This window comes from Rhizobium sp. FY34, assembly GCF_005222845.1.
GTDB lineage: Bacteria > Pseudomonadota > Alphaproteobacteria > Rhizobiales > Rhizobiaceae > Neorhizobium.
In genome coordinates, this window is record NZ_STFZ01000011.1 from 407,859 (window position 1) to 429,655 (window position 21,797).

The following is a 21,797-nucleotide window of genomic DNA, read 5'->3' on the forward strand; positions in this document are numbered from 1 at the left end:
GCACACCCGCCATGGCGGTCTCCTTCAGGCTGACAGATGCAGCACCACCTGCCGCCGATGCGGGCTGTCGCGGTGTTCAAACAGATAAATCCCCTGCCAGGTGCCGAGCGCCAGCCGGCCATCCATCACGGGAATGCCGATGGAGACGGGCGTCAGCGCCGCTTTCACATGGGCGGGCATATCATCCGGCCCTTCGGTCGTGTGCACCATATAGCGCATCGACGGATCATCACTGGGCGGCACCAGACGGCGGAAAAAGGCGTTCAGGTCGTGGCGCACATCAGGATCGGCATTTTCCTGGATCAGCAGCGAACAGGAGGTGTGACGCACGAAGGCGGTGAGAAGCCCCTCACTCACACCGGCAGCTCGCACGAAACCTGCCACCTCATCGGTAAATTCGTAAAGCCCCTGCCCGCGTGTGGCAATGGAGAGTACTGTCTGTGGCATGCCTGCCTCCTGTCACGCGCCTTGCAGCGCATCCGTCAAAACTGCGGAAAGCCGCGCGCCCGCCAGTCACTGCGCGGCACGGGCCTGCCCACGGCAAGCGAAAAGCTTTTCACTTGCGTGGCGCCCTCATCCACCGTGCAGGCAAAGCCGACATTGTACCAGACGCCACCAGCGCGGAAGGCACCCTGGCCGACATCCAGCGTCACGGTGCCTGGAGCCAGCGTGTAGGAGGGCAGGATTTCAGGCTCAAAGCCGGGAGAACTGCGCCGCAATTGTTCGCGCAGTTCCGTGCTGCACAGCAGCCCGGCGCGCATACCGGCAGGAAGCCCCGCCATGGCACTCATGGCCTCAGCACTGCCGGTCGCTGCCTGCGAGTAGATGCGCCGGGCGGGGCGAAGGGTGGGCGGTGCCGCGCCGGCTGAGGCCGGCGGTGGTTCCGGCCGCTTGATCGGCACGACCTTGGCAACCGGCACGGCGGCCTCTTCAGCAGTTTCTTGCCGCATCGTCTGCACCTCACTGGCAAGTTCCGTCGCCAACATTGGTGGCAAAGCGCTTCCTGCTTCCGCCACACCCGGCAGAGGATTATCGGTGGATAGCGGCTCGCTTTTAGGTTGTTTGCTGACCAGTGGTTCAGCTGTTGGTTCTTCTGGCTGAGCGGCCAGTTCCTCAGCAGAATTTGCTTCGTCCGGCTGCACCGGCTCAGTCTGCGGTTCGCTCAGTTGCGCGCCATCGCCATCCTGCGGCTTGTCGGTGCCGCGCGTTTCCTCGCCAAAGCGGAAGACCGGCTTAAGGATCTCAAGTGGCACTGCCTCTTCCTGAACGGGAGGCTTGGGCTGCTCGGCTGGCGGCGGCGGTGGCGGCGGAGGAGGAGGCGGCGCCTCGGCTGGCTGTTCATCCTGTGCAGGCGGTGCGGGTTCCGGCGCCGGCTCAGGTTCAGGCGGTGGAACAAGCTCGACAGAGACCACCTCTTCCGGCGGTGGCTCAGGGGGAGAAAGCGAAAGGCTGACAAAGAAGCCCGCGAGGATCAACCCATGCAGGGTAATGGACACGGCAATGCCTGCCGCCACGCGCCGCACATGCCTGCGCGGCGAAAGCTGCTCTTCCGGCGCCTTTTCCAGTGCCTCTGGCCGCGCCATCCTGTCGGGTTCATCCTGCATCATCCCTGCCCATGTAGGCTCAAATGGCAGCCGGATCGAGAGGCGGGGCGGAAGAAGGCGATAGAAACTTGGCGACTGGATTGAACTTGCCGCACCACAGCGCCTCGGCACGGCACGGCAGGAATTCGGCAATCGCAATCATGCCGAAACGGCGCAGATTACTCAGGCACTAGAAAATGAGTTGATTGCCTATGGGATATGGCCTCATGATGGTGATCATCATCTCGGCTCATGGATAGGCCAATGACGACAGTGAGCATTGCGGCGGCCAAGGCTTGCCTGGACGAATTGATCAGCAAGGCTGAACAGGGTGAAATTATCGACATTGAGCGGCACGGCAAGCCGGTCGCAAGGCTGTCTGCGGCCGATCAAACCCGCGCGCCGATAGATGGCGCATGGCTGCAATCTGTCATCGACAGCATGCCACGGACGCAAGATGACAGTGTGCGCAAGATGCGAGATGAAGACCGTTACTGATGGTCTACGTGGATACGTCGGTTTTTGTTTCCATATTGACGAATGAGAGCGCGGCCGCCCCTGCCGCCCAATGGCTTGGACAGGAAAAGCCCGGATCGGTATTCATCAGCGGCTGGACGATTGCGGAGTTTTCCTCCGCGCTATCCCTGAAGCTGCGAACGCGGCAGATCAACCATTCTCAGCGTCAGGTGGCGATGACCGCATTCCAAAGACTGGTGGCTCAGTCTCTTTCGATTGTGACAATTGACGCGCAACATTAGCATGCTGCTGCAGGCTTTTGTGATCGTGAGGATCTGGCGCTTCGGGCCGCCGACAGCCTGCATTTGGCCATCGCAGTCCAGCGGAGCCTTACGCTTGCCACCCTGGACACAACATTGGCCAAAGCCTGCGAAGCCCTCGGACATCCCTGCACACAGCCATGAAAAAACCCGGCTGGATTGCTCCGCCGGGTTTTGATTGTCTTCGAAGTCCTGACCGCCTCAGCTATCCAGGAACGAGCGCAGCTTGCGGTCGCGACATCTACATTTCAGGACGCCGTTTTTCGATCAACTGGATGACAGGAACGAAAGGAATTTCCGGATCGCCTCGGTTAGGGTCGCGATCGCTGTTCTGCCCTGCTCACTAGAAGCCAGCGTCGTCATGCTACCAAGTGCAGAGAGGATACGCTCCCAGAAACCGATTTGCGAAAATACGAAGCGACGCTTCGGCGTAATATCTGCACCCTGACCGCCACCGGGAGGATTGGGCAGGGAATCAATGTCTCGGGCCGTTTGCAGACTATCCTGAACCACCCGCTCAAATTCCGGCGTTGTTCCACCAATTGTATGCAGTTCTGCCAGAGCCTCCGTGACCTTCTTCACCGGTTCAATGAAATCCTTGCCGCTGGCGCGATCTTCATCGATCTCATTCGTCGCGAGCGCTTCTTCACGCTCCTGCGACTTCGGGAAATGCGTGATGTATTTCGAATGACAGGAAAAGAAGTTGCCGAAGTGTATCGCCAGACCATCGCCCCAAACATGGAACTCTACGGATCGGACGTCACGGTTCAATGCCTCAGCCAGCATGCAAAGCAATCCGAGGATTGGGCGAACGCCTCTCTCGCTTAGGTGATTGCGATAGGCCTGCAATGATGGTGCAATCGTTCTCGGACTATTGTCCGGAAGAGATGCCTCAATCACCGCGCACAGTGTCCGCAACATCTCGGGCAAATCCGGCAGATCAGCATCAAAGACCGGACGATCATAGATGGCATTGGGCACAGCATCCAGCCTGCCATCCGGCGTCAACGCCACGTCCGGGCTCGCCGTTTCGGCAAGCCGTCGTTTCAGCATGTCCAGCGGCAACGGATTTGATGCGTGCCCAATTGCATCCAGCACGGCGGCACGGCGCTCTTCCGCGTTCAAGCCCAGCAGTGACTTATAGACAATCTGGCCTGCCAGTTTATTGAGGCTAGCGGATTTTAGAAGCAGCGGAACAAGCTTACGGCCTTTGCCGAGCGGGTCCATATTGTAAACGGCTGCCCATTCGGCACGGCAGTGATCTGATGCCACGTAATCGGGTGACAGCAGTGCGATCGCACGCGCGCCACGCTCTAACCCGTCCTGCATTTCGATGACAAAGTTCGAACCGACCGGAAAATCCTTGAACTGGGCGATCGTGGAGTAACCAGCGTCTTCCAGATAGCCGTTGATCTCGCGGGCTTCGGCTTCGTTCCGCGTGGAATAGCTTATAAAAAAATTGATTCTGGTCGTATCTTGGCCAAAAGCAGATGCACTATTGGCTTTTAGGATTTCGGAATGCCTTTCCAAGATGTCGACGATTGACTGCATTATCTCATCGGGATCGCGGCCAAAATTAGAAATGTCTTGAGTTGCGATTTCGTACGCAATTTGCTCTTCGTCAGATGAAGTCACCAAAACATCGCGGCGCGACTGCAGCGATAAGCACCACTTCAGTATGAAGCTCCAACGTCCTCCGATACTTTCAAATATATTTTTTGCATAATCTACTCTTGAATAATATACATTGTAGTCAGATACGCTCCATAGAGGAACGGAAGTCATAGAAAAATTTGATATTTCACGAGTACGCTTAAGGTCTTTGCGAATGACATCCCAATGGTCAATTCCGTTGGACTTTTTGTATTCAAGAAATATATTTGACAGCCTTTTTGTAAAGAATGGCGGATTACCATCATTCATTATAGCGTCAACCAACCGTGAAATTGCCCTAATACTCGCCTGTGGAGAAATTCCGTCAATATCCTTTAACCGCTGGGCAAGAAGAACAAAAGCATCTTGCGGCACTGCATCAGGGCATCGAAAAGAGAAGAAACAGAGAACGATTCCATGGAATGCCGAAATGTATCGATATTTTATCTGCCGTGGGCTTAGTGAAGGAACCTCCAGGTCAGAAATACTCAAAATGAATACACGTAGAGCAATACGAAACGCGACTATTCTCGCCTCGGCTGATGGGCGAGCTATGAGATACGCCTCAAGCGTTTCCGCACTATCAATTTCATCAATCGTCGGTACGCGATCCGCCATCAGCACCCCTAAATCTTGTCCCGCCCACCATGCACAACCGCCCTTTGCCCGGCAAGGCGAAGTTGAGACCTGCCCCAGAACCCCGACGCAAAAAAGGCCGGAGCGTTTCCACTCCGGCCTTTCCAAAATCACGACCTTGCAGCTGTCATCAGCTATCCAGGAAGCTCCGCAGCTTGCGGCTCCGGCTCGGGTGCTTCAGCTTGCGCAGTGCCTTGGCCTCGATCTGGCGAATACGCTCGCGGGTCACCGAGAACTGCTGGCCGACTTCTTCCAGCGTATGGTCTGTGTTCATGCCGATGCCGAAGCGCATGCGTAGAACACGTTCCTCGCGCGGCGTGAGCGAGGCCAGAACGCGGGTCGTCGTCTCGCGCAGGTTCGCCTGGATGGCGGCATCGATCGGCAGAAGCGCGTTCTTGTCCTCGATGAAATCGCCCAGATGCGAATCTTCCTCGTCGCCCACGGGGGTTTCGAGTGAAATCGGCTCCTTGGCGATCTTCAGAACCTTGCGCACCTTTTCCAGCGGCATGGCCAGCTTCTCGGCCAGTTCTTCCGGCGTCGGCTCGCGGCCGATTTCGTGCAGCATCTGGCGCGAGGTACGCACGATCTTGTTGATCGTCTCGATCATGTGCACCGGAATGCGGATCGTGCGGGCCTGGTCGGCGATCGAACGGGTGATCGCCTGACGGATCCACCAGGTCGCATAGGTGGAGAACTTGTAACCGCGACGATATTCGAACTTATCGACCGCCTTCATCAGGCCGATATTGCCTTCCTGAATGAGATCGAGGAACTGCAGGCCGCGATTGGTGTATTTCTTGGCGATCGAAATGACGAGACGCAGGTTTGCCTCGACCATTTCCTTCTTGGCAATGCGCGCTTCGCGCTCGCCCTTCTGCACCATATGCACGATGCGGCGGAACTCGGTGACCGAAATCCCGGTTTCGGTTGCCAGATTCTGGATTTCCTGGCGGATATCGCGGATCGTATGGTTCTCGGCGCGGGCGAAATCCTTCCAGCCGCGGGCAGACAGGTTGGAGATCGACTTCATCCAGTGCGGATCAAGCTCGGCACCCTGATACTGTTCCAGGAAGGAGTCACGCTTGACGCCATAGCTTTCGGCCAGACGCAGCAAGCGGCCTTCGTTCTGCACGAGGCGCTTGTTGATGTCGTAGAGCTGCTCGACAAGGCTGTCGATGCGGTTCTGGTTGAGCGACAGCGACTTGACGGCTGTGATCAGCTGGTCCTTGAGCTCCTTGTAGCGGCGCTCCTGGCCCGTCGACAGCGTGCCGGTGCAGGAAAGGCGCGCCTCAACCTGCTGGTCCTGCAGCTTGCGCAGCTTCTTGTAGGTATCGGCAATCGTGTCGAGCGTTTCCATGACCTGCGGACGCAATTCCGCTTCCATGGCCGCCAGAGACAGGCTCGACTCGTCGTCGTCCTCTTCCTCTTCCTCCATCGGCGGCATATCACCGCCAACATTGGTGATATCGTCTTCGGAAGACCGGGGACGACGGGTCTTTTCCTTCTCTTCAGCAGCCTTGCGGTCCGCCTCGATCTTTTCCGGGCTCTGGAACTGCGGTGCAGCCTTCGCCTCAGGGCCGGAATAGGTGGTTTCGAGATCGATGATCTCGCGCAGCAGCGTCGTGCCTTCGTTCAGCTCGTCGCGCCAGATGATCAGGGCCTGGAAGGTCAGCGGGCTCTCGCAGAGCCCGGCAATCATGGTTTCGCGGCCAGCCTCGATGCGCTTGGCAATCGCGATTTCGCCTTCGCGCGACAAAAGCTCGACGGAACCCATTTCGCGCAGATACATGCGCACCGGGTCGTCGGTTCGGTCGGTCGGCTCTTTTTTCTTCGCGGTCGCAACGGCGGTGCTGCTGGCCGGTGCCAGTTCGCCGCCCTCGGCCTCGCCTTCCTCTTCGGCATCATTGTCCTCGGAGGTCTGCTCTTCAGCATCCTCATCCTCGACAACATTGATCCCCATGTCGGAGAGCATGGCCATGGTGTCTTCGATCTGCTCGGAGGTCACCTCTTCCGAAGGCAGGACCGCGTTCAGCTCGTCCATGGTCACATAGCCGCGCTTCTTGGCGACCTTGATCATTTTCTTGACGGCGTCGTCAGAAAGATCGAGAAGCGGACCGTCCGTAGCGCCGTCGCGTTCGTTCTCTGCTTCGTCGTTTTCTTTGACTTTAGTTGCCATGTATCTGTCTTTCCTTGGACGTCCTTCGCAGCATTCCGCCAACCGCTTATCGCAGTCATTGCATCAGCCGCGCCGCGAATCGCACTCAGACACGTATCGGGTTGACCATTAATTCCCGCTTAACCAAAGGGGAATCTGCCGCCGCGAGAAATCGCGCCGCCCTCACGCCAACGATCCCTGTTTCCGTGACCGAGACGCTTCGCCCCGCCTATTTCTGCCTGAGACGGTGATTCCCACAAATTTCCTCCCCGTCAAGCCTTTCCGTCGGCAATGTGCAGTTAAAAGTGGAAAAAGCGGATCAGCATCGGGTTTATCTTCCCGGTACTGCGACTGCCGCTTATCTAGGGATGAATCCGGCAAAGACAAGAGCTCTGCGCTGGCCTTCGAAAGAGACGCGCTGCGCGCCCTGTTTTCAGCCACCATGCCCCACCGCCACGCCCTTGACACGGCCGGACATCACGCCGAAACCATCGATAATGGCTTCCTGGTTTTCCATCCGTACGATTTCCAGTTGTACCTCCGAAAGCGCCCGCAGCAGCGGCTCGATATTCACCTCGTCGCCCGCCTCTGTCGCCATACCGATCTCGCGCTCCAGTTCCATCTTCTGAACGCGCAGCGCCTTCGTGCGCTTGTGCAGTGACAAGGCCTGACGATAGCCCTCGCGTGCATCCTCGGCGGCGGCCTGTTCTGTGGCAATCCACAGCCGGGCATTGCGCACCTGCTGATCGAGCGCCACGACAAGCGGACCAAAGCCCTGCGCCGTCAACTTCTCGATCAGATAGCCGCGCGACAGATTGGCACCAGCCGTTGCCGCCGCCGGCAGCATGGCAGACCAGAAACGCTGCAGGTCGCGGTTTTCAAAGTCGATGGCGGCGATCTCGTCATATTCGTCTAGCAACAGTTGCGGATGGTTGACGATGGTGATGGCGAGCACCACTTCGCGCAGCGCCGGCAATTCCTGATAGCCGCGCACAAGGCCCGAGCGCGCCAGACGATCCGATACACCCACGGAACGGGCAGGTGCCGAAAACCCGCCGCCTGGACCGCCACGACCGCCAGCATTGCCGCCTTTGCCCCGCCCCTGCCCCGCATAGGACTGGCGCCGATCACCACCCTGGTTCTGCGGCGCAAAGAAACCATTCAACCGCTCACGCATCGATTGCTGGTAATAGCGCCGGACATTCTCATCGGCGATGACCGCCACGATCTGCTTCAGCCGCGCTTCCAACTCGGCGCGCTTTTCCGGCGTATCGAAAGTGCCGTTGCCAGCCTCGCGCATCCAGATCATTTCGGCGAGCGGGCGCGCCTGTGCCATCACCGTGTCGAAGGGCGCGCGCCCTTCCTGGCGCACCATGTCATCCGGGTCCTTGCCATCGGGAAGCAGCGCAAAGCGCACGGAACGGCCCGGCTTTATATGCGGCAGCGCCAGATCGGCGGCACGATGGGCCGCACGAAGACCCGCACCATCACCGTCGAAGCAGAGCACCGGCTCAGGGCTCATGCGCCACAAAAGCTCAAGCTGGTTTTCGGTCAGCGCCGTACCGAGCGGCGCCACGGCATTTTCAACGCCCGCCTGATGCAGCGCAATCACATCCATATAGCCTTCCACCGCAATGATGGTCGGCTCCTGCGGCACCGGCCCCTTGGTCGCAGCCTGCGAGGCGCGCCTCGCACGGGTGAAATTGTAGAGCACATTGCCCTTGTGGAAGAGTTCCGTCTCGTTGGAGTTCAGGTATTTCGCCATGGCATCCGGCGACATGGCGCGTCCGCCAAAGGCAATCACCTTTTCGCGCGACGACAGAATGGGAAACATGATGCGGTCGCGGAAACGGTCATAGGACACCGGCACATTCTCATGCACCACGAGACCGCAGGCCTCCATCTGGTCCTTCGGCACATCCTTGGAGGCCAGAAATTCCTTCAGCGCATTGCGGCTTTCGGGTGCATAGCCAAGCCGAAACGTCTCGATGGTGCGAGCCGTCAGCCCGCGATCGCGAAGATAGGCGCGCGCCTTAGCGCCGCTGGCACTCTGCAACTGGTCCTGGAAGAAACAGGTCGCCAGTTCCATCACATCAAGAAGCGTCGTGCGCTCCTTTTCCCGGCGCTCGGCCTGGGCATCTGGCTGCGGCATGGCAATGCCTGCCATATCCGCAAGTTGCTGCACCGATTCCGGAAAGCTCAACCCCTCCAGTTCCTGCATGAAGCGAAAATGGTCACCGGTCACGCCACAACCGAAGCAGTGGTAGCGGCCTTTACGATCCTCGCAATGAAAGCTCGGGCTCTTTTCCCCGTGAAAGGGGCAGCAGGCCCAGTAGTCGCCACGCGACACATTGGTTTTCTTGCGATCCCACGTCACCCGACGGCCAACCACGGCCGAAATCGGCACGCGGTCGCGGATCTCATCGAGAAATGTATTGGAAAAGCGCATCGTCACCTCATGGACATGGGATCATATAGGCCTGCCTGCCGCCGAACGCCACTGCCGGCTCCGGTAACCCCCGTTATTCACATGCGACTCATTCAGCCTTGCGGCTTTCAAACATCACAGGAACAGTCAGCCTTGCGGCAAGAATGCGGCAGGCAGACCACACAAAAAATTATGTTTTTGTAATTTGATTACGTCGGGCAAAAGCGGTTTTCTGTGCCTGCTTCACCCGGTGTCCCACTCTCTGTCGGGGAAGCAGCAAGTTGGCCTAACCCCCAAAAGGCCTCTTGAGCATCGTCTCCCGCCCCCGGATGACGATGCAGATGTCCAGGCAAAGAGGCAGGACTTCCCCCAAGGTCCTGCCTCGCCCGGACAATTTGGCCAAAAACCCCCGCCATCTCAGAGTTACGCGCATATCGCGCTCAAGGCAGATTGGCCTGATGGCGAACCGTTGACACGGGTGCCACTGTATATACAATCAGCTATACGGTGCGCGATGCAGCTGGATGAGATCCACGGTTTCGAATGGGATGAGGCAAAGCGGCAGGTAAACCTTGCCAAGCACGGAATTGATTTTCTCCAGGCATCGGTCGCTCTGGCGGGAGGCCGCCTGGATATCCACTCCTATAGACACAATGAGCATCGCGTTATTGGCGTCTGCATGGGGACCGAGCAGTTGATTGCGGTTGTTTTCACAATGAGGAACGGCATTTGCCGTATCATCTCGGCAAGGGTGGCACGTGAGAATGAGCGAAGAGCATATCGTCAGATATACGCTGGATGAAATCCGCGAGAAAATAGCGCGCGGAGAGAGCCAAACCGACTGGGCACGCGTCGACGCGCTGACAGAAGAGGAGATCGTTGCCTCCATGCGCGACGATCCCGACTGGCAGGATCTCATCGACGTCGACTGGTCGAAAGCCGTCTGGGTGACGCGCAAGAAAAAGGCGATATCCATCCGTCTGGACGATGACATCGTCGATTTCTTCCAGGCAACCGGCAAGGGCTATCAGACACGCATCAATGCCGTGCTGCGCCACTTCATCACCGAGCAGAAAGCCAAAAACGGCTGACGCGGTGTCCCACGCCAGCCGTTCTCGTCAGTTTGCGCTGGATAGCGTTACTTCAACAGTTCCTTCACAAGGCCGGAGGCCTTGGCAAAATCCATCTGGCCGGCATAGCGCTCCTTGAGAACGCTGATGCATTTTCCCATGTCGCGCAGGCCCTGCGCACCGATTTCGGCAATCACCGCCTTGCAGGCTTCCAGAACCTGCTCGTCGGACATCTGCTCAGGCATGAAATCACGGATGATGGTGATTTCCTCGCGCTCCTGCTCGGCAAGTTCGGCGCGAGCGCCTTCGTCATACATTTTTGCCGATTCTTCGCGCTGCTTGATCATCTTCTGCAGGATCTGCAAGATATCGTCGTCGCTGACAGGATCCTTGCCCACGCCACGATTGGCGATGTCACGGTCCTTGATCGCCGTCTGGATCAGGCGAACCGTCGAAAGCCGGCGGGTTTCCTTCGCCTTCATGGCTTCCTTCATCGCATTGGAAAGCTTGTCGCGCATCATAGTCTTCTTCTCCTTCGAAAAAGCGCCGTGGCCGCTCGGGCGCACTGCTTTTCCCTGTCAATCGCGCTGTCGTCATAGACCAGCGGCCGGATGGGATCAATCAGCGCGGCCAAGCTTGATATGAGAGCGGGATAAATCCATCTCATTCCGGCTGCTGCGATTGACCGCACCCGGCTCTTTCGTTAGTTTCCGGCGCCTGCACGAGAATTTGAACCGAGAGCTTTGCGCGAAACCTTCCGCGCGCCCTTTTCTGCGACCATGATGGCCCCAAGGCCCAGCCGCTGCAAGTGGCCGGGCAACGGGCGGAGACGAACCGACATGACTGAGACAGCACCCTGGACAACCCGCAAGCCCACGGCACTCCTCGTCCTCGCGGACGGAACGGTGATCGAGGGCCACGGCGTTGGCGCCACGGGCAAGGTAACGGCAGAAGTCTGCTTCAACACGGCCCTGACCGGATATGAGGAAATCCTCACGGACCCCTCCTATCTCGGCCAGATCGTCACCTTCACCTTCCCGCATATCGGCAATATCGGCACCAATGACGAAGACATCGAAGACCTGACGCCGGCGGCCCGCCGCGGCGCGGTCGGCGTCATCTTCAAGGCCGACATCACCGAACCGTCGAATTACCGCTCGAACCGCCATCTGAATGACTGGCTCGCCTCGCGCGGCATCATCGGCCTGTCGGGCGTGGATACCCGCGCGCTCACTGCATGGATCCGCGAAAATGGCGCACCGAATGCCGTCATCGCCCATGATCCGAACGGCGTCTTCGATATCGAGGCGCTGAAGGCCGAAGCACGCGCCTGGGGCGGCCTTGTCGGCCTTGATCTGGCCAAGGAAGCCACATCCGGCCAGTCCTCGCAATGGGGTGAAACACCCTGGGTATGGGATGAAGGCTATGGCGAACTCGGTCCCGATGACGCCAAGTACCATATCGTCTGCGTCGATTATGGCGTGAAGCGCAATATCCTGCGCCTGTTTGCCGGCCTGGATTGCAAGGTCACCGTGGTGCCGGCTTCCACGTCTGCGCAAGATATCATGGCGCTCAGCCCGGATGGCGTCTTCCTGTCAAACGGCCCCGGCGACCCGGCAGCCACCGGCGAATATGCCGTTCCCGTCATCCGCGACATCATCAAGACCGAGACGCCGACCTTTGGCATCTGCCTCGGCCACCAGATGCTCGGCCTTGCACTGGGTGCAACGACGGAAAAGATGCACCAGGGCCATCACGGCGGCAACCATCCGGTCAAGGATCACACGACGGGCAAGGTGGAAATCGTTTCGATGAACCACGGCTTTGCCGTGGCCTCGGGCTCGCTGCCGGCGGATGTGGAAGAAACCCATATCTCGCTGTTTGACGGCACCAATTGCGGCCTGCGCCTCAAGGGCAAGCCGGTGTTTTCCGTCCAGCATCACCCGGAAGCCTCGCCCGGCCCGCAGGATAGCCATTACCTTTTCCGCCGCTTCCTCAACATGGTGCGGGAAAACAAGGGTGAGCCGGCGCTTGCCGAGCGCTGATTGCCCATCCAGAACATTTGCAACGGCCCGCCTCTCAGCGGGCCGTTGTCGTTAGGGCCTTTGCGGCTGACGCCGCACCAGAATAAAGAAGCGCAAGCACAGCATGACGGCAGCGGCCGCAAGCCCGAGCACAAAGCCGATCCAGATGCCGAGACCGCCCAGCTTGAAGACGAAACCAAGAAGCCAGGCGCAGAAAAAGCCGATCGGCCAATAGGCAATCAGCGCCAGCACCATCGGCACCGTTGTGTCCTTCAATCCGCGCAGCAGTCCAGCAGCCACAGCCTGTAGGCCGTCAAACATCTGGAATGCGCCGGCGGCAATGATTAGCGGAACGGCAAGAGCCAGCACCGCCTGCGCATCCGGCTGACGTGTATCGAGAAACAGGCCACCGAATTGGGCCGGTGCCACGGCAAACAGCAGGCCACCAAGGGCTGCGATGCACAGCGCCAGCAGTAGCACGGCACCGGCGGCGCGGCGCACGCCCAGATGATCAGCACGCCCATAGGCCAACCCGACGCGCACGGTTGCCACTTGGGCCAGCCCCAGCGGTATCATGAAGGCAATAGAGGCAAGCTGCAGCGCAATGCCATGGGCGGCCAGTTCTTCCTTGCCAAGCAGGCCCATCAATAGCGATGCGGCGGTAAACAACCCGGCTTCCGCCAGAATGGTAAAGCTGATCGGCAGGCCGAGCGCCAGAATTTCCCGGAAAGCCGCCCAGTCCGGGCGCCAGAAGCGCACGAAAAGCTCGTAGGCGCGCGTTTCCGGTCGGCTCTCCACATAGGCGACCATCAACGCAAAACCGACAAGATTGGCGCCGAAAGACGCAATGGCAGCACCATTCATGCCAAGCTTCGGCAGGCCGAAATTGCCGAAGATGAGACCGTAATCCATCAGCATGTTGAGAAAGAACATGCACAGCGTCACGTAAAGCAGCACACTGCCCCGTTCCAGCGCACCAACGAAGGAGCGCATCACCATCAGCAGCAGCGCTGGAAACATGCCCCATTGCAGAATGCGCAGATAACCTTGTGCAAGCGCCGACACATCGGCCTCCTGGCCAAGCGATAGAAGCAAGGCTTCCGAAAACCAGAGGATCGGCGCCGTCAGCACGCCATAAGCGATGACCACCCACATGCCCATGCGCACGGAACGTCGCGCCCTGACCGCATCACCGCGACCGATGGCCTGCGCCACCAGCGGCACGACAGCGCTGGAAAAGCCGCTGCCGAAAATGAAGACGATGAAAAACACCTGGCTGGCCAGCACCACAGAGGCAAGCTCGGTCGTGCCGAGCCAACCGACCATCACCACATCGGTCGTATTGATCGCCATCTGCGCCAGTTGCGCGCCGACGAAAGGAATGCCCAGCACGAGCGTTGCCCGCGCATGGCCGGACCAGGAATTATCCGCGCTCTGAATCTCGGATGCGGCCGAAGAGGAGGTCGCCATAGAACATACTCCAAAACAGAAAAGCCGCTGCCCCGATTTCGGGCAGACGGCCTGTCGATTGGTCCTAGTGAACACCACATAAAGTGGCAAGCAGAATGGCGGATCGAATAGAATAATTGCGGCACCGTTCAGCATTCTTGATGGGTGACTGACCGGTTTCACTCAATGACCGGCCTCATACCAAGTCTCGATGATGCGAACCCATTGCGTGGGACCGGAGACGTTCATCCGACTTTGTCGAAAATCCTCGCGGGACAGAGAGGTCCGACTCCGGATTTCTCGTGGACGAAGTCAAACTCGCTCCGGTGCAATAGGTTCGCATCATCGAGACTTGGTATTACGGCGCGGATTTCGACCGGGACGGCAGCCGATAGAAGAAAACCGGTATGCAGATGAGAATGCCGATCAGCGCCGCCAGTTCCGCAGAACTGCCGGAAAATACCACCTGGTTCATGATCCGATATGGCAACAGCGTAAAACCGCCGGCAATCAGAATGCCGCTGACATAGGTCCGGGTAACGGCAATGCGATGCGCGCGGATATTGCCGCTCCGCGCCAGCCGATAGGCGTTGTAGCATCCAACAATTGTTATCACCGACAGGATATGGATCGGACTGAAGCCATGCCAGACATTCAATTCATGAATGAAGAAGCTGGAAAGGGCCGTCGCCACCATCAAAAGCATCCACATCTTTCCGAGCATGCGATGAAGCGGTGAGCCCTTGCCGCGCCAGAGAAGGAGAAACGCACCGAGAAGCGCTGCAGGCAGCACGGTTGCGACATGGATCTGCACGGCAAGCGGTGCCTGAAGCAGCGGTTCAAGTGTCATGGAAAGAGACCTCGATTGAAATTCAACCGCATCTTCGGCCATAGTCCAAACCGTGACAGGCAAATATCGTCAGATGCGGAGAGACCTTCGTGAATGCAGGCAATCAGCGATCCACGCTTCGTGAATTGCAGCTATTTCTGCGCGCGCCGCGTTTCTGGCTGACCATTGCCGCGGTGGTGCTGCTCTTCACTGTGACAGGGCCATTCGGTACGCGCGAAAGCATGCCGCTGCTGCAACGGCTGTCCTTCTGGTCGCTTTTGCACGGTATGGCCTTTTGCGTCGCCGTCGTGATGGCGACGCTGGCCAATCTGGCGCTTGAGAAGTGGATCGCGTCACGGCTTGTCCGCATGCTGATCGGCTCAGCGCTGGCCGCCCTGCCAATCGGCTTTGGTGTCATGCTGCTGGAGGCCGGTTTTTTCGAGGTTCCCGTCTCGATCGATGAAGCGCTGACCCAGGCCGCTATTGCCCTGCCGCTCGGCCTGAGCCTCTGCTTCGTCACCTATCTGACGACGTCACAGCCATCCGGGCAGGCCCCGCAGATTACCGCAGAAAGGCCTGTCGACGAAGCACCGACTGCCCGTGTTGCCTGTGATCGACCTGCCCTTCTCAACCGCCTGAAGCCGGAACAGCGCGGCCGGCTGCTGCAACTCTCCGTCGAGGACCATTACACGCAGGTGCTGACGTCGCGCGGCCGGGACCTTATTCTGCTGCGGTTTTCCGATGCCTTGAACGAAGTGGGCGACACGCCCGGCCAGCGCATTCACCGCTCGCACTGGGTGGCCGACGAGCATGTCTCAGCCTTGAAGCGCGACAAGGGCAAGCTCACGATCATCACACGCGATGGATTAGAGCTTCCCGTCAGCCGGCCCTATGAGGCGCAGATCCGCGCCCGATACGGTAAGGGCAATGCCACAGAACAGGCTGCGGCAACGCTTTGAATCATATCACAATTGCTGATAGCTCGGCGCAAATGTATCGCAGGCCTGCATGCTTCCGCTGGAAAAGCCCTTGCGGAACCAGCGTATGCGCTGCGCCGAGGTGCCGTGATTGAAACTATCGGGCACAACATAGCCCTGGGAGCGCTTTTGCAGCGTGTCATCGCCAATCTGGCGGGCGGCATTCAGAGCCTCCTCCAGATCGCCCTGCTCAAGCAAACCCTTCTGATCGGTAAACTTGCCCCAGACGCCGGCAAAGCAATCCGCCTGAAGCTCGACGCGCACCGACATGCGGTTTGCATCCACTTCGCTCATCGACCGGCGTGCCTGATTGAACTTCGGCAGGACGCCGATCAGGTTCTGCACATGGTGGCCAACCTCATGAGCAATCACATAGGCTTCGGCAAAATCACCCGATGCGCCGAACTGGCCGGAAAGCTGGCGGAAGAAACCGGTATCGAGATAGACCTTGCGATCGCCCGGACAATAAAACGGGCCGGTGGCAGAGGATGCCGAACCGCAGGCCGATTGCACGCCGCCGGAAAACAGCACCATGGTCGGTTCCTGATATTGCTGGCCGTTCTGCTGAAAGATGGTGTTCCAGGTATCTTCCGTCTCGGCCAGTACCGTGCGCACGAAGGCCGTCATCTCGTCATTGGCGGCAGAGCGTGGCGCAGCCTGCTGCTGTGTCTGACCACCATCGAATCCAATATCGCCGCCCGACAGAAGCGTCAGCGGATTGATGCCAAGTATCAAACAGACAATCACGATGAAGATCAGTCCGCCGATACCGATGCCGCCGCCACGCCCACCGCCGCCGATCGGAATGCGAAAGCCACGACCGGAACCGAACGAACCGCCGCCCGAGGCCCCACGCTGGTCCTCGACATTATCTGACTGTCGTCTTCCCCGCCATTCCATGACTTTCCCCCTGCATCAGCTTGTTTACCTGTGCCTGCTGAACGCGACCGAGCGAGTGCAGGTTCCCTTGCGCCTGGCCAAGCTTTCGCACGCAGATATGCGCTATCACAACGACAATCACCGAAACATAGCCATCAATCGCAGAGTGCCAGCCAAGATAGACGGAGCTGAGGACAATGAGCACGACATAACCATAGGCAACAACGCCTAGACGGCGTGAATACTCATAAAAAACAGGGCATTCATCGTGGCCAATCCCACATGAACACTCGGAAATGCGGAGATTCCGCCACCAAAGCCGGCGAAACCGCGTTCGCGAATCTTCCAGAGATAGGCCTGGTAGGCGCTGGCAGAATGGGCACTGCTGCTGCTTGCAAGAAACGCGAGTTGATCTGCAAATCGCGCGTATCGCCGGTCACGAGGCCATAATAGGCCGGTCCGGCAGACAGCGACAAACCAGCCAGCAGGTTTCCCAGCCCGGCCCAGTTCAGCATGAACATTCAGCATGAACATGATGACATAGCGTTGGCAGATGGCATCCGCCCTGCTGGAGGTGGCGACAAGGAAAAGTCCGCCAAAGCACACAACGAACCACAGCCCATTATAGTTGAACTCGATCAGATGCAGCAGCGGCGGCCACGCGGCAACTTGGTAAAGGTAGCGCCAAGGGTCCACGCCCAGATGCAGCCACCTGTCGATATCGGCATGCAGATGATCGTGGATGAAGCCACCGTGCAGGTCCGGAAAGATGTTCTTGATCGATGTAAAGGACCCTTGGAATACCATCATCGCCCACAACAGGATGAGACCGCCGATCAGTGCCGCCAGTCTGCGGATTGAGTATAGGTGCCGATAGGCAAGCCTTCTGCGGTGCGGAAAGCGCAGGATGATGATGCCGACATCAAAGATCGCCACGCCGAGCGGCATCACCACCAGGAATGCGCGTGCCCATTGGCCAATATAAAGCGTATGAGAGGCTTTCTGCTATTGGTGTGTTGCAGCTAAAAGCGCAAAGCATATCGCAGTATAGCCAATGATTGCGGCATAGAGCCATAGGTCTGCGCGTAACCTTGCCAACAGGGCGCGTACAAATCCTTGCGTCATCGCCCCTCACCACCCAAGCCCGAAAAATCGCAGGAAGTGCAGTTTAGGAGGGAAATCTGAAACAGTCGCAGTTAAGATTCAGTTTCCTTCTGGGGACGACGCGCTGTCACGGAAATTTCGCTGAGATTGGGGGTTCCTTCCGCCCCAACATTTCCCTATAAGCCGCTTCTAGCCTGAAATATCCAATCTTGTGCCCGACCGGTGATCCACTCATCCGGCCGGTTTTTCGCGCAGGAAAAAATAAGCGGAAAGACGATATGCCGAAGCGCCAAGACATCAAGTCCATCCTCATCATTGGCGCAGGGCCGATCGTCATCGGCCAGGCCTGCGAATTCGACTATTCCGGCACCCAGGCCGTCAAGGCTCTGAAGGAAGAGGGTTACCGGGTCATCCTGGTCAACTCCAACCCGGCCACGATCATGACCGATCCGGGCCTTGCCGACGCAACTTATGTCGAGCCGATCACGCCGGAAGTTGTCGCCAAGATCATCGCCAAGGAGCGCCCGGATGCGCTTCTTCCCACCATGGGCGGCCAGACGGCGCTGAACACGGCGCTGTCCCTGAAGCGCATGGGCGTGCTCGACCGCTACAATGTGGAAATGATCGGCGCAAAGCCTGCCGCCATCGACATGGCCGAAGACCGCGCCCTCTTCCGCGAAGCCATGGCGCGCATCGGCCTTGAAACGCCGAAATCCATGCTCGCCAATGCGACCGACATCAAGGATACCGACCGCAAGAGCCATGAGGCCGAGCGCGCCAAACTGCGCGACACGCTGACGGGTGCCGATCTCGACAAGGCGCTGGACGAGCTGGAAAACCAGTGGAACCTCGGCGAAACCGATCGCAAGCAGCGCTATATGAGCCATGCCATGGCGATTGCTGCCCAGGCGCTCGACCATGTCGGCCTGCCCGCCATCATCCGCCCGTCCTTCACCATGGGCGGCACCGGCGGCGGCATTGCCTATAACCGCTCGGAATTCTACGACATCATCAATTCCGGCCTCGACGCCTCCCCCACCACCGAAGTGCTGATCGAAGAATCGGTTCTCGGCTGGAAGGAGTATGAAATGGAGGTCGTCCGCGACAAGGCGGACAATTGCATCATCATCTGCTCGATCGAAAACATCGATCCGATGGGCGTGCACACGGGCGACAGTATCACGGTTGCACCGGCACTGACGCTGACCGACAAAGAATACCAGATCATGCGCAATGCCTCGATTGCGGTCCTGCGGGAAATCGGCGTGGAAACCGGCGGTTCGAACGTGCAGTTCGCCGTCAATCCGGCCGATGGCCGCCTCGTCGTCATCGAAATGAACCCGCGCGTCTCGCGCTCGTCCGCACTTGCCTCGAAGGCCACCGGCTTCCCGATTGCCAAGGTCGCAGCCAAGCTTGCTGTCGGCTATACGCTGGACGAGCTGGACAACGACATCACCGGCGGCGCGACACCCGCATCGTTCGAACCGTCGATCGATTATGTCGTCACCAAGATCCCGCGCTTTGCCTTTGAGAAATTCCCCGGCGCCGAACCGACGCTGACAACGGCGATGAAGTCGGTCGGCGAAGTCATGGCAATTGGCCGTACCTTTGCCGAAAGCCTGCAGAAGGCGCTGCGCGGGCTCGAGACCGGCCTCACCGGCCTTGACGAGATCGAAATCCCCGGCCTTGGCCAGGGCGATGACAAGAATGCCATTCGTGCCGCAATCGGCACGCCGACGCCCGACCGCCTGCGCATGGTGGCCCAGGCCCTGCGGCTGGGCATGTCGGAAGCGGAAGTGCATGAAGGCTGCAAGATCGATCCCTGGTTCATAGCCCAGTTCAAGGCGATTACCGATATGGAAGCGCGCGTACGCGAGCATGGCCTGCCGGAAGATGCCGAAAACCTGCGCATGCTGAAAGCCATGGGCTTTTCCGATGCGCGTCTCGCCAGCATTTCCGGCAAGCGACCGAAGGAAGTCGCCGAACTGCGTAACGGTTTGAACGTGCGTCCGGTCTTCAAGCGCATCGATACATGTGCTGCCGAATTCGCCTCGCCGACGGCTTACATGTACTCGACCTATGAGACGCCTTTCGTTGGAGCGCTGCGCTCGGAAGCCGAAGTCTCCGACCGCAAGAAGGTCGTGATCCTCGGTGGTGGCCCGAACCGCATCGGCCAGGGCATCGAATTCGACTATTGCTGCTGCCATGCCGCCTTCGCGCTGAAGGATGCCGGCTTTGAAGCGATCATGATCAACTGCAACCCGGAAACCGTATCGACCGATTACGACACATCGGATCGCCTGTATTTCGAGCCGCTGACGGCCGAAGACGTGATCGAAATCCTGCGCGCCGAGCAGGAAAAGGGCGAAGTGGTCGGCGTCATCGTGCAGTTCGGCGGTCAGACGCCGCTGAAGCTTGCTGAAGCGCTGGAAAAGAACGGCATTCCGATCCTCGGCACCGCACCCGACATGATCGACCTCGCGGAAGACCGCGACCGCTTCCAGAAGCTGCTGATGAAGCTTGACCTCAACCAGCCGAACAATGGCATTGCCTACTCGGTCGAACAGGCCCGTCTGGTCGCCACCGAAATCGGCTATCCTCTCGTCGTGCGTCCGTCCTATGTGCTCGGCGGTCGGGCCATGCAGATCATCCACTCGGAATCCATGCTGCAGACCTATCTGCTCGACACCGTTCCGGGTCTCGTGCCCGAGGATATCAAGCAGCGTTACCCGAACGACAAGACCGGCCAGATCAACACGCTGCTCGGCAAGAACCCGCTGCTGTTTGACAGCTACCTGACGAATGCCGTCGAGGTGGATGTCGACGCCCTGTGCGATGGCGAGAATGTCTTCGTCTCCGGCATCATGGAGCATATTGAAGAGGCCGGCATCCATTCCGGCGACAGCGCCTGCTCGCTGCCGTCGCGCTCGCTTTCGAATGAAACGCTTGACGAACTGGAACGCCAGACCAAGGCCATGGCCAAGGCGCTCAATGTCGGCGGCCTGATGAACGTGCAATATGCCATCAAGGACGGCGTCATCTACGTGCTTGAAGTCAACCCGCGTGCCTCGCGCACCGTTCCTTTCGTCGCAAAGACCATCGGCGCGCCAATTGCCAAGATCGCCGCCCGCATCATGACCGGCGAAAAGCTGGATGATGCGATCGCCGCCTATGGCAAGAAGCCTGATCCGCGCAATCTGAAGCATATCGCGGTGAAGGAAGCGGTATTCCCGTTTGCCCGCTTCCCAGGCGTAGATACGCTGCTCGGGCCCGAAATGCGCTCGACCGGCGAAGTCATCGGTCTCGACACCAATTTCGCGCTGGCCTTTGCCAAGAGCCAGCTCGGCGCCAGCGTCGAGCTTCCGCGTGATGGTTCGGTCTTCGTCTCGGTGCGCGATGAAGACAAGGTGCGCGTCCTGCCGGCCATCAAGCTTCTCGTCGAAATCGGCTTCAAGGTTCTGGCAACCGGCGGCACGCAGCGCTTCCTGGCTGAAAACGGCATCAATGCCATCAAGATCAACAAGGTGCTGGAAGGCCGTCCGCATATCGAGGATGCCATCCGCAACCGTCAGGTCCAGCTGGTCATCAACACGACGGATAGCAACAAGGCGATCTCGGATTCCAAATCGCTGCGCCGCGCCGCCCTGATGCAGAAAGTGCCTTACTACACGACCATGGCAGGTGCGCTTGCCGCCGCCGAAGCCATCCAGGCCTTGAAGAAGGGCCAGTTGGAAGTCCGCCCGTTGCAAAGCTACTTCTGAGCCTGACGCGCGATGGAAAAGCCGCTCCGCTACACCGCGCATTGCGAAACGGTGATGGCAGAGCGGCAGCCCGTCCATCAATGGGTGGAAAAAACGGTCAGGCATCCGGATTGGAGCGAGACTGACCCATCCGGACCACCCGTGGAGCGGCGCTTTCGCCGGATTGTGGAGAGAGACAATCGCATCATGCGCGTTGTATGCTTGGAAACTGATGCGGAAATTCGTATCATCACCGCATTCCTCGACCGGAAGGCAAGTCAACCGCGATGAAGCCGAAACTTGAATACGATGCAGCTGCCGATGCCGCCTACATCCGCTTCTCCTTGGAGCCGGTCGAGGAGACGGAAGAGCTCGCGCTTGGCATCATGCTCGACTATGATCGGGACGGTCGCATCGTCGGCCTTGAAGTGCTCAACGCGCGCGCCAACCTTCCAGCCGAAACGCTTGAGGACGCAGCATAGCTCAGCGCACCG

General features: G+C 58.9%; 18 protein-coding genes. 8 read left to right on the forward strand and 10 right to left on the reverse strand.

The genetic code is table 11. The features are described 5' to 3' along the window. Positions 1–24 precede the first annotated feature (24 nt). On the reverse strand, positions 25–447 hold the full coding sequence (locus E8M77_RS08905) for a secondary thiamine-phosphate synthase enzyme YjbQ (RefSeq protein WP_137130266.1): 423 nt from the start codon (positions 445–447) through the stop codon (positions 25–27). A gap of 35 nt (positions 448–482) precedes the next feature. Continuing rightward, a complete protein-coding gene (locus E8M77_RS08910; protein WP_170975798.1) occupies positions 483–1,604 on the reverse strand; it encodes a DUF930 domain-containing protein in 1,122 nt (373 codons plus the stop codon). A 243-nt stretch (positions 1,605–1,847) separates the two neighbouring features. On the opposite strand from E8M77_RS08910, the gene E8M77_RS08920 reads away from it, so the two are divergent. Further along, a complete protein-coding gene (locus tag E8M77_RS08920) occupies positions 1,848–2,081 on the forward strand; it encodes a type II toxin-antitoxin system Phd/YefM family antitoxin (protein ID WP_137130269.1) in 234 nt (77 codons plus the stop codon). Beyond that, positions 2,081–2,341, forward strand: a complete 261-nt coding sequence (locus E8M77_RS08925; protein WP_137130270.1) for a type II toxin-antitoxin system VapC family toxin — start codon at positions 2,081–2,083, stop codon at positions 2,339–2,341. The genes E8M77_RS08920 and E8M77_RS08925 overlap by 1 nt, the downstream gene beginning before the upstream one ends. A gap of 285 nt (positions 2,342–2,626) precedes the next feature. Here E8M77_RS08925 and E8M77_RS08930 read toward each other — a convergent pair whose 3' ends face one another. The 3 genes from E8M77_RS08930 to dnaG form a co-directional block, all read right to left on the reverse strand. Next, positions 2,627–4,630: a toll/interleukin-1 receptor domain-containing protein gene (locus tag E8M77_RS08930; protein WP_137130271.1), complete on the reverse strand. Its 2,004-nt coding sequence runs from the start codon at positions 4,628–4,630 to the stop codon at positions 2,627–2,629. 148 nt (positions 4,631–4,778) lie between these two features. After that, positions 4,779–6,824, reverse strand: coding sequence for an RNA polymerase sigma factor RpoD (rpoD, locus tag E8M77_RS08935; protein ID WP_137130272.1), 2,046 nt, complete (start codon positions 6,822–6,824; stop codon positions 4,779–4,781). A 412-nt stretch (positions 6,825–7,236) separates the two neighbouring features. Further along, positions 7,237–9,252, reverse strand: a complete 2,016-nt coding sequence (gene dnaG / locus E8M77_RS08940; protein WP_137130273.1) for a DNA primase — start codon at positions 9,250–9,252, stop codon at positions 7,237–7,239. Between the two features lie 493 nt (positions 9,253–9,745). Between dnaG and E8M77_RS08945 the strand changes: the two genes are divergently transcribed. Together E8M77_RS08945 and E8M77_RS08950 are read left to right on the forward strand one after the other, a co-directional pair. After that, entirely contained in the window at positions 9,746–10,033 is a 288-nt protein-coding gene (locus E8M77_RS08945; RefSeq protein WP_137130274.1) for a BrnT family toxin, read from the forward strand. After that, positions 9,996–10,322, forward strand: a complete 327-nt coding sequence (locus tag E8M77_RS08950; RefSeq protein ID WP_137130275.1) for a BrnA antitoxin family protein — start codon at positions 9,996–9,998, stop codon at positions 10,320–10,322. Before E8M77_RS08945 ends, E8M77_RS08950 begins: the two co-directional genes overlap by 38 nt. 47 nt (positions 10,323–10,369) lie before the next feature. Here the strand turns inward: E8M77_RS08950 and E8M77_RS08955 are convergent, their stop codons facing one another. Next, the gene (locus E8M77_RS08955) at positions 10,370–10,819 is read right to left on the reverse strand and encodes a GatB/YqeY domain-containing protein (RefSeq protein WP_137130276.1); all 450 of its coding nucleotides are present in this window, start codon (positions 10,817–10,819) and stop codon (positions 10,370–10,372) included. 321 nt (positions 10,820–11,140) lie between these two features. On the opposite strand from E8M77_RS08955, the gene carA reads away from it, so the two are divergent. Continuing rightward, complete coding sequence (gene carA, locus E8M77_RS08960; RefSeq protein WP_137130277.1) at positions 11,141–12,346, forward strand: glutamine-hydrolyzing carbamoyl-phosphate synthase small subunit; 1,206 nt, start codon at positions 11,141–11,143, stop codon at positions 12,344–12,346. 51 nt (positions 12,347–12,397) lie between these two features. On the opposite strand, the gene E8M77_RS08965 is transcribed toward carA, so the two are convergent. Together E8M77_RS08965 and E8M77_RS08970 are read right to left on the reverse strand one after the other, a co-directional pair. Then, the gene (locus E8M77_RS08965; RefSeq protein ID WP_137130278.1) at positions 12,398–13,795 is read right to left on the reverse strand and encodes an MATE family efflux transporter; all 1,398 of its coding nucleotides are present in this window, start codon (positions 13,793–13,795) and stop codon (positions 12,398–12,400) included. Between the two features lie 337 nt (positions 13,796–14,132). Next, positions 14,133–14,666 carry a DUF2306 domain-containing protein gene (locus tag E8M77_RS08970; protein WP_170975799.1) on the reverse strand — a complete coding sequence of 178 codons (534 nt, stop codon included), beginning with the start codon at positions 14,664–14,666 and terminating at the stop codon, positions 14,133–14,135. 47 nt (positions 14,667–14,713) lie between these two features. Here E8M77_RS08970 and E8M77_RS08975 point away from each other — a divergent pair, with 47 nt between their 5' ends. Further along, positions 14,714–15,562, forward strand: coding sequence for a LytTR family DNA-binding domain-containing protein (locus E8M77_RS08975; RefSeq protein ID WP_137130280.1), 849 nt, complete (start codon positions 14,714–14,716; stop codon positions 15,560–15,562). Between the two features lie 6 nt (positions 15,563–15,568). On the opposite strand, the gene E8M77_RS08980 is transcribed toward E8M77_RS08975, so the two are convergent. After that, positions 15,569–16,480 (reverse strand): neutral zinc metallopeptidase, encoded by a 912-nt coding sequence (locus E8M77_RS08980; RefSeq protein ID WP_137130281.1) that lies wholly within the window; start codon positions 16,478–16,480, stop codon positions 15,569–15,571. 207 nt (positions 16,481–16,687) lie between these two features. Beyond that, complete coding sequence (locus E8M77_RS08985; protein WP_137130282.1) at positions 16,688–17,413, reverse strand: phosphatase PAP2 family protein; 726 nt, start codon at positions 17,411–17,413, stop codon at positions 16,688–16,690. A 428-nt stretch (positions 17,414–17,841) separates the two neighbouring features. Between E8M77_RS08985 and carB the strand changes: the two genes are divergently transcribed. Next, the gene (gene carB / locus E8M77_RS08990; protein WP_137130283.1) at positions 17,842–21,324 is read left to right on the forward strand and encodes a carbamoyl-phosphate synthase large subunit; all 3,483 of its coding nucleotides are present in this window, start codon (positions 17,842–17,844) and stop codon (positions 21,322–21,324) included. Positions 21,325–21,590: 266 nt separating this feature from the next. Next, entirely contained in the window at positions 21,591–21,785 is a 195-nt protein-coding gene (locus tag E8M77_RS09000; RefSeq protein ID WP_137130285.1) for a DUF2283 domain-containing protein, read from the forward strand. The last annotated feature ends 12 nt before the right edge of the window (positions 21,786–21,797 follow it).